At 57.0% G+C, this 6,935-nt stretch carries 7 protein-coding genes and 1 pseudogene; 6 read left to right on the plus strand and 2 right to left on the minus strand.

Translation table 11 applies throughout. The annotated features are described in order from the left end of the window. The first annotated feature begins 42 nt into the window (after nt 1–42). A complete protein-coding gene (locus ACFPTO_RS18010; protein ID WP_377713319.1) occupies nt 43–951 on the plus strand; it encodes a LysR family transcriptional regulator in 909 nt (302 codons plus the stop codon). Between the two features lie 120 nt (nt 952–1,071). Here ACFPTO_RS18010 and ACFPTO_RS18015 read toward each other — a convergent pair. Continuing rightward, nucleotides 1,072–1,230, minus strand: a pseudogene (locus ACFPTO_RS18015) (integrase); the annotation flags it as partial. Nucleotides 1,231–1,676: 446 nt separating this feature from the next. Here ACFPTO_RS18015 and ACFPTO_RS18020 point away from each other — a divergent pair. Then, the gene (locus tag ACFPTO_RS18020; protein ID WP_377713321.1) at nt 1,677–2,063 is read left to right on the plus strand and encodes a DUF6630 family protein; all 387 of its coding nucleotides are present in this window, start codon (nt 1,677–1,679) and stop codon (nt 2,061–2,063) included. Nucleotides 2,064–2,520: 457 nt separating this feature from the next. Here the strand turns inward: ACFPTO_RS18020 and ycaO are convergent, their stop codons facing one another. After that, complete coding sequence (gene ycaO, locus ACFPTO_RS18025; RefSeq protein WP_377713323.1) at nt 2,521–4,233, minus strand: 30S ribosomal protein S12 methylthiotransferase accessory factor YcaO; 1,713 nt, start codon at nt 4,231–4,233, stop codon at nt 2,521–2,523. Nucleotides 4,234–4,938: 705 nt separating this feature from the next. Here ycaO and ACFPTO_RS18030 point away from each other — a divergent pair. The 4 genes from ACFPTO_RS18030 to rpsU all read left to right on the plus strand — a co-directional run bounded on the left by ACFPTO_RS18030 (nt 4,939) and on the right by rpsU (nt 6,707). Next, entirely contained in the window at nt 4,939–5,142 is a 204-nt protein-coding gene (locus tag ACFPTO_RS18030; RefSeq protein WP_377713325.1) for a cold-shock protein, read from the plus strand. 277 nt (nt 5,143–5,419) lie between these two features. Further along, entirely contained in the window at nt 5,420–5,644 is a 225-nt protein-coding gene (locus tag ACFPTO_RS18035; protein WP_377713327.1) for a hypothetical protein, read from the plus strand. A 475-nt stretch (nt 5,645–6,119) separates the two neighbouring features. Beyond that, the gene (gene infA / locus ACFPTO_RS18040; RefSeq protein ID WP_377713329.1) at nt 6,120–6,386 is read left to right on the plus strand and encodes a translation initiation factor IF-1; all 267 of its coding nucleotides are present in this window, start codon (nt 6,120–6,122) and stop codon (nt 6,384–6,386) included. Nucleotides 6,387–6,494: 108 nt separating this feature from the next. Continuing rightward, entirely contained in the window at nt 6,495–6,707 is a 213-nt protein-coding gene (gene rpsU / locus ACFPTO_RS18045; protein WP_124613076.1) for a 30S ribosomal protein S21, read from the plus strand. Nucleotides 6,708–6,935: the final 228 nt, after the last annotated feature.

Raw genomic sequence — 6,935 nt, forward strand, 5'->3', positions numbered from 1 at the left:
GTAGCTGCTAGACTTCGCAATCAGATATGAGCCAGATTCATAATGAAAAATCTCGACCTGAACGTTTTGCGGGCATTTTTTGTCGTTGCGCGTGAGCGCAGCTTCACCCGCGCGGCGGCGCAGCTGGGTGTGTCGCAATCCGCGCTGAGCCATTCGATGCGTGGGCTGGAGGAGAGAATTGGCTTACGGTTGCTGACCCGGACCACGCGTGGTGTTTCGCCGACTGAGGCCGGGGAACGCTTGTTGTCTAACGTCGGCCCGTACTACGACGGAATCTCTGCGGAGCTGGAGTCGCTGAGTGCATTGCGGGAAAAGCCCGCAGGTTTGATCCGGATTTCAGCGCATGACCACGCGTCGGACACCGTTCTCTGGCCGAAGCTGAAAGATGTACTGCGCAGTTATCCCGACGTCTCGGTCGAAATCAACATCAACTACGGCATGGTGGATATTGTCGCGGAGCGGTTCGACGCCGGTGTCCGAAATGGAGACTTGATCGCGCAGGACATGATCGCCGTACGTATTAGCCCAGACTTCAAAATGGCCGTTGTCGGCTCGCCGGAATATTTAAGGTCGAATGGGCGCCCTGTCTCGCCGCACGATCTGGCAGCGCACAACTGCATCAACCTGCGCCTCCCGACGCATGGCGGGTTATACGCGTGGGAGTTCGCCAGGAAGCGCGAGGCATTGCATGTCAACGTGCATGGTCAATTCATCTTCAATACCACGTCTCAGATGCTCGATGCCGCGATAGAAGGATTTGGGCTGGCCTACGTGCCATACGATCTGGCTACGCCACATCTGGCCGAGGGTCGGCTGTCGAGCGTACTCGAAGAATGGTGTCCGACTGTGCCCGGCTATCACCTCTACTACGCGAGCAGACGGCAAACATCGCCGGCATTCGCGTTGATCGTTGATGCGCTTCGATACGTTTCACCGGCTTCCTCACGGTAGCCGTCAGTGACTGCAATGCTTCAATTTGCTGTCGTCCACATTGTGCTGGCTGCGCGCGAGCCGGTATCGGCTCATGGCTGACTACTGCACAAGGGGGCCGAGTGAAACCGGCCCGGAAGAGACATTGCTGTCGATGGCGAGATTAAACATGGCTAGATCCCGCACGCCGGACGAAAGCTGCGGGCGCACACGGATCGCCCAAATTTCGTGGAGCTTCAGCGGTGGCTTCTGCCCAGTCAGTTTTCCTTTGTTCCACGGCACCCGCCGGCGTACGCGCATAGACGCCCAAACGGCGGTTCCGCCTTGCCGACTGAGCTACGAGCGTTGACCAGAATAGCCCGACCGCACTGAAGACGGGTTTGCCACATTTACGGCGATAGCGGTGAGCCGCTACGAGTGTTCATGAGTCTAATTGGCGGTCGCGAATGTGATCCGGAAGCCTGAATAAGTTCGCTTAAGAGCGGAACGCATCGCCCACACACTCGCGGGGATCGAGCATGCCAATCCCACTACCATGCTGAACACTGGGTGACGTCCAACACCCAGCGCGCCTTCGACGACGCCGACGAAAAAGCCGACAATGAATGCTAGAGAAAAGCCAACGAGCACCGCTCGCCAAGTAAAAGCCCACCAAACACGAGTTACCGCATCCCACGTCCAGTCGCCCTGCCTCACGGTACCCCTCCTCGTTGTCTTTTATGTATTGAATATCGGCAGATTCGCCTGTGGCTTTAGACAATATCGCCATGCGTCACATCGGCGGAACAGAAACCATCGCCCCCTCCGACTGGTGTCTATGCATATCAGTTGACTGGCGCGCATCCGACGAGATCGAGTGGCAGGCGAATCGGTTGCTACATACGCTTGGCATTGCGGATCGATGGACTTGCCCTGGTGGCGACCTGACAGTCCCTGATGCTTTGCTCTCCTTCGGCGCATGGTTGGCTCAAAAGGGCTACACACTACTGCACCTAGACACAGGATCGGATGGGTACATTGCTTTCGCCATCAGGCGAGATGACCTCGATGAGGCGCTGAGTCTCGCGACGACTGCAGGTGCCGTCGTTGAGACCGACGATATGTTCAGAGCTTCTACACTTGCTCGTGCGTAACCCTCGTGGCCAAGAACGTCGACCTATCAACGGTCATGGCCGAATTCGATTTGCAGACGTACTTTGACGAATCCGACAGTCTGATATCGTTGGGGACATTATTCGGCGGCGAGGCAGCTGGCGAGTGCATGAGGTCACTGGAAAGCCGTGGTCTCGCATACGTAAGCGATTTTTTATTTTTGAAAGATTTGCACCCGACTGGTGTTCGTTCGAAGTATTTTAACGCGCTCGCTCCGACGAGAAACTTCCACAGTCGGCCAGGAACGGCCACTCAGAGAAGAGTGGCGATCGTCCGCTCGAAGACCGACATGAGTCAGTCGTTTGCGACAGTAGGTGTCCCCAACACGAACCGCGTCAGAACCCACCCCTGCTGTGGCCAATTCGAACTCCTGCTGTTTTCCCCGTCCCGTGGCCCCGGGACGGTGTCTACGAACGGCCAGACACAGCTTCAGGTAACTCAGGCAAACAGCTTGTCGTATGCCGCCAGCAACGTCTGGTGCATCGCGCTGCCTTGCATGTCCGCGCCCAATTCGTCCAATCCGAAGAAGCGCTCACTGCGATCGAGTAGTGCCTCGGCCTGGCGGACGGTTTCGGCGCCAAACAACAGCACCAGCGAGCGACGATAGGTCTCCACGTCCTCGAGATTAAGCATGCTTTCGATGCAGCGATACACCATGCGGCGCGACGGGGGCAGGTCCTTGAAGTAGTGAATCCAGTGGCAACCTTCAAGGATCGCATCCTTATCGCCGACGGCCAGCGCCAGCAGCGTTTTCAGCTCACCGATCCGAAGTTGCTTCCACGGCGTACCGACTGGAATGGCGAGACCGAGGATTTCCCACACCGGGCGTTCATCGTGCAGGTTCATTGTCTGCAGGTCGGCCAGCAAGGTCGCGCACGCTTCCTGGTTCAACTCCGACAGGCGCACCAGTTTAGGACGCAATTCATTGCCGATGCTGTTGTTCTCCCACTCCAGGTCTTCCACCGGGTAGATCTCGGACATGCCAGGCACGAGGATGCGGCAGGTATAGGCGCCGTGTTCGGTGAAGTCAGATACGTAAATATCCTTGCCTTCGCGATGAACGCAATCGACTAGCCAGCGGTAGTCTTCCTCCGTGGTGCTGCTGAAGTTCCAGTCCGTGAATGGGAAATCCGGAATATCCCCCATGAAGTCCCAGCTGACCACACCGCTGGAATCGACAAAATGGATTTCCAGGTTACCGACCGCGTTGACTTCACTCATATCGAAGCTTGGTTCCGCAAAGCCTTCCAGTGAGTCGAGTGCACGCCCCTGCAGCAATTCGGTCATCGCCCGTTCCAGCGCAATCTCGAAACGCGGATGTGCGCCAAAACTCGCGAATACGCCCTGGTCTTCAGGATGTACGAGGGTCACATTCATGACGGGATAGCGTCCGCCGAGCGACGCGTCTTTCACCAGGATACCGAAGCCTGCCTTGCGCAGCCCGGCGATGCCGTTGCGGATGTTCGGGTAGCGCGCGATCACTTCATCCGGCACTTCGGGCAGACAAAGTCCTTCACTGATCACGCGATACTTGATGTGCCGCTCGAAGATTTCGGACAAGGCCTGGGTGCGTGCTTCCATCATCGTATTGCCGGCCGCCATGCCGTTGCTGACGTAAAGGTTGCCGATGATATTGACCGGAATGAAGGTCTGTGCGCCGTCACGCAGACGGGTATAGGGCAAAGTGCAGATTCCGCGCTCGACATTGCCCGAATTGAGGTCAACCAGCACGGTGCTGTCGATTTCGCCTTCGGGGTTATAAAAGGCGTGCAGTTCCGGGTTAAGGATTTCAGCCGGCCAACTGCCGTCTGCCGTCGGCGCAAACCAGCGCTCTTGCTGATAGTGCACGAACGGACGTTTGGCGCGAGTCTCTCCCAGATAAAAGTGCGTCCAAAAATAATGTGTGCTCAAGCGTTCGAAAAACTCACCATAGGCGCTGGCCCGGGCCGCAAGTTCGGTTGTGCCCTTTCCATTGGAAAACAGCATCGGGCAATCGTTGTCCTTCATATGGGTCGACCAGATCCCCTCGACTTCATTCTGCAACGAGGATTCATTGAGCCGGAAACCGCGTACCGCCAGCATCTTCTGCATGGTTTCAATGGTCGATTCAAGAGAGGCATCTTTGCCGGGGATGAAGTTTTCGGCTTTCATTTTTATTTCTTGGCGGGCGGTTAAAAGGATGGCACTGCGACGATTTGTCGCTACGGGATGCGAGGAATGGGCAGGCGGATAGCTATGCGGAGCGGCGTGGACCACTCCAAAACACGGTAACGTGGATCTGCTCCCAAAGTGCAGCGGAAGCATACATAAGAGACAAAGCTCGAATGAGGGGAGAAGTATATCGAGATTGCGGTCACACATGGTTTAGCCACTCGGACAGAATGGCCGCAAAAGTCCGCTGCTCGAATCTGGCCAGCGAACCCCACTCATCTTCGCAAAGAACGGCAGCGGCAAGACACCGATCGTTCAATCTCTGGCTTCGAACCATTCAACACCGCCGGCTTCGAGCCGTCGGCAGGCGACGACGCCGTCGCGGGCATCAATCCGCCGATCTGATACAAATTTAGGGGGGCGGTGCGCAGCTCCGTCTGTTCGATCCCGTCGCAGTAGGTGCGGCGCCGCCATGCGGCGCTACACCGCTTCGTCTGCAGGGCCGGCCGCCTGGTGAAACAGTTACAAGATAAGTATTGACGCCGGTCCGCCCGGCCGGTACTGTGCCGTTCGAAGTTCAAGAAGTTCGATTGCTGTTCATCAATTGCTCGCTCCTCAGCGGTATTCGTTGTCCTCTCCCTCCTTGAAGCTTCACACACTCTTTTAATAGAGCAAATCTTCGTATTTTTTTCTCAAGGGTTCTTCATGGATACCGGCACCGTTAAGTGGTTCAACGACAGCAAAGGCTTTGGCTTCATCACCCCGGACAAGGGCGGCGACGACCTGTTCGCTCACTTCTCCGAAATCAGGAGCGACGGCTTCAAGACGCTGGCTGAAAATCAGAAAGTGAGCTTCGAAACGAAGCAAGGCCTGAAGGGGCTGCAAGCGGCTAACATTAAGCCGTTGTAAAGTTGAAGAGCCCGGCTTCCCTCGACGGATGCCGGGTTGCAGCGACACCCTCGCGGAGCTTTGTCTCCCTCAGTCGACGCGATCGCTCCTGCTTGGCTCTGTTTATTGAGCAGCTTGCCAAGCGCCATACGCCTCGTTGCACCTCATTCTTCCCTCAGGCTTCAACGCCATTTTTCGCTTTTCGACTGCTTCAGAATTCAGCTCGAATAGCTTTGAATCGGCTCGCCCGTGTACGCTTCGCACGGCACGTGCGCACCTAAATATCATTAAAATTAAAATGCAGAGCAAACAATCTCAACAATACAACGGCTATGCCGTCCAACCCTCGGCGCATCGTTTGCCCGACGGTAGCTTTTCATCCAATCTGCTGCTCGAACGCATCGATAGCGCGCGAGCCGAAGGCCGCTACTGGTTCTATTCGCTCGACTACTTCAAGAATGAAGAGCAGGCGTTGCAGCACTCGACCCACTGGGCACGGAACTGGGTCGACACGCGCGGTTAAAGACGACGCCACGGTTTGAAACACCCAAAAAATCTGAGGCACCAGGGCGGGTGAAACAAAGCGCACCCAAACATCACGCGGAATCCCGAACTACGCCTCTTCGGTACGCATGGCTGCCCCCCCTCTTCTTTCTGACCACGCCGATGGTGGCGAGGCAGATGGCACCCTTCGGTTACAATGCACGGCTAGTTCTCTTCGCACAGAGTCCAGTGAGGCCCGCAATAACAGTGCTCGCTGGACTGCACGCCCCGACTCGCATCGGACCGGCAGTGCGAGCCGCCGCGTCTGACGAATCCCTCGCGTCCCTAATTCGCCGCCCGGACAGGGCGGTGCCCATGACTAACAGGACGCGAGGGCTGCACAGCAAATTTCATGCTTCCGACTACCGCGCGAGCGCGTGTCGATCAACGCTCGCGGCCTCTTCCTCAATGCGGCATCCGAGCCGATGTCCCGCCAATTGATCAGGAACCTTTGAATGGCCAAAGAAGAACTGCTGGAACTCGACGGTATCGTTGACGAAGTGCTGCCAGACAGCCGCTACCGCGTCACACTCGACAATGGCGTCGTGGTAGGGGCGTACGCGTCCGGTCGCATTCGCAAGAATCACATCCGCATTCTTGCGGGCGATCGGGTAACGCTGGAGCTCTCGGTGTACGACCTGACGAAAGGACGAATCAATTTTCGACATAAGGATGAACGGAGTAGCGGCGCAATGCCAGGAGCCGCATTTCGCCGTCGTTGATGGCGCGATACGCGACCGTCGGCTGTGACCCTTACCTGTGCGCCGCCGTCGCGTGTACATCCACATCACCATTCGCTATTGCTGCCGGATCTCAACCAAGGAAATAAATTGACTACCGTAATTCTGAAACCCGACGAGCCCGTGGAAGTTGCATTACGCCGGTTCCGTCGCGCGATCGAGCGCACCGGATTGATTCCGGAGCTTCGTGCCCGGACAGCCTATGAAAAACCTACCGCAGAACGCAAACGCAAAAAGGCCGCCGCAGTGGCGCGTGTGCGCAAGCAGATCAAACGGTCGTTGCCGCCGAAAAAGCGGTACTGACCGGGAACTGCCGGGTAACCATGCTGAAGCGGCACGTCTAGTGCTCAGACGGTGTCTCGCGTAACCTCCGCATGGGAAATCGGTTCTGATCTGGGCCCAGTGTCCAGTTGAGTTCGCGTACCGGCCACTCGATTTTCTGCGATCGATAGACCGCTTCGGATCGTTGAACGAAACCGCTCGCGCGGTAGGGGGCTCCGGTCCGACGCAGGAGGTCAGGGAGGGGCCGGT

Source organism: Paraburkholderia denitrificans, assembly GCF_042655705.1.
Lineage (GTDB): Bacteria > Pseudomonadota > Gammaproteobacteria > Burkholderiales > Burkholderiaceae > Paraburkholderia > Paraburkholderia denitrificans.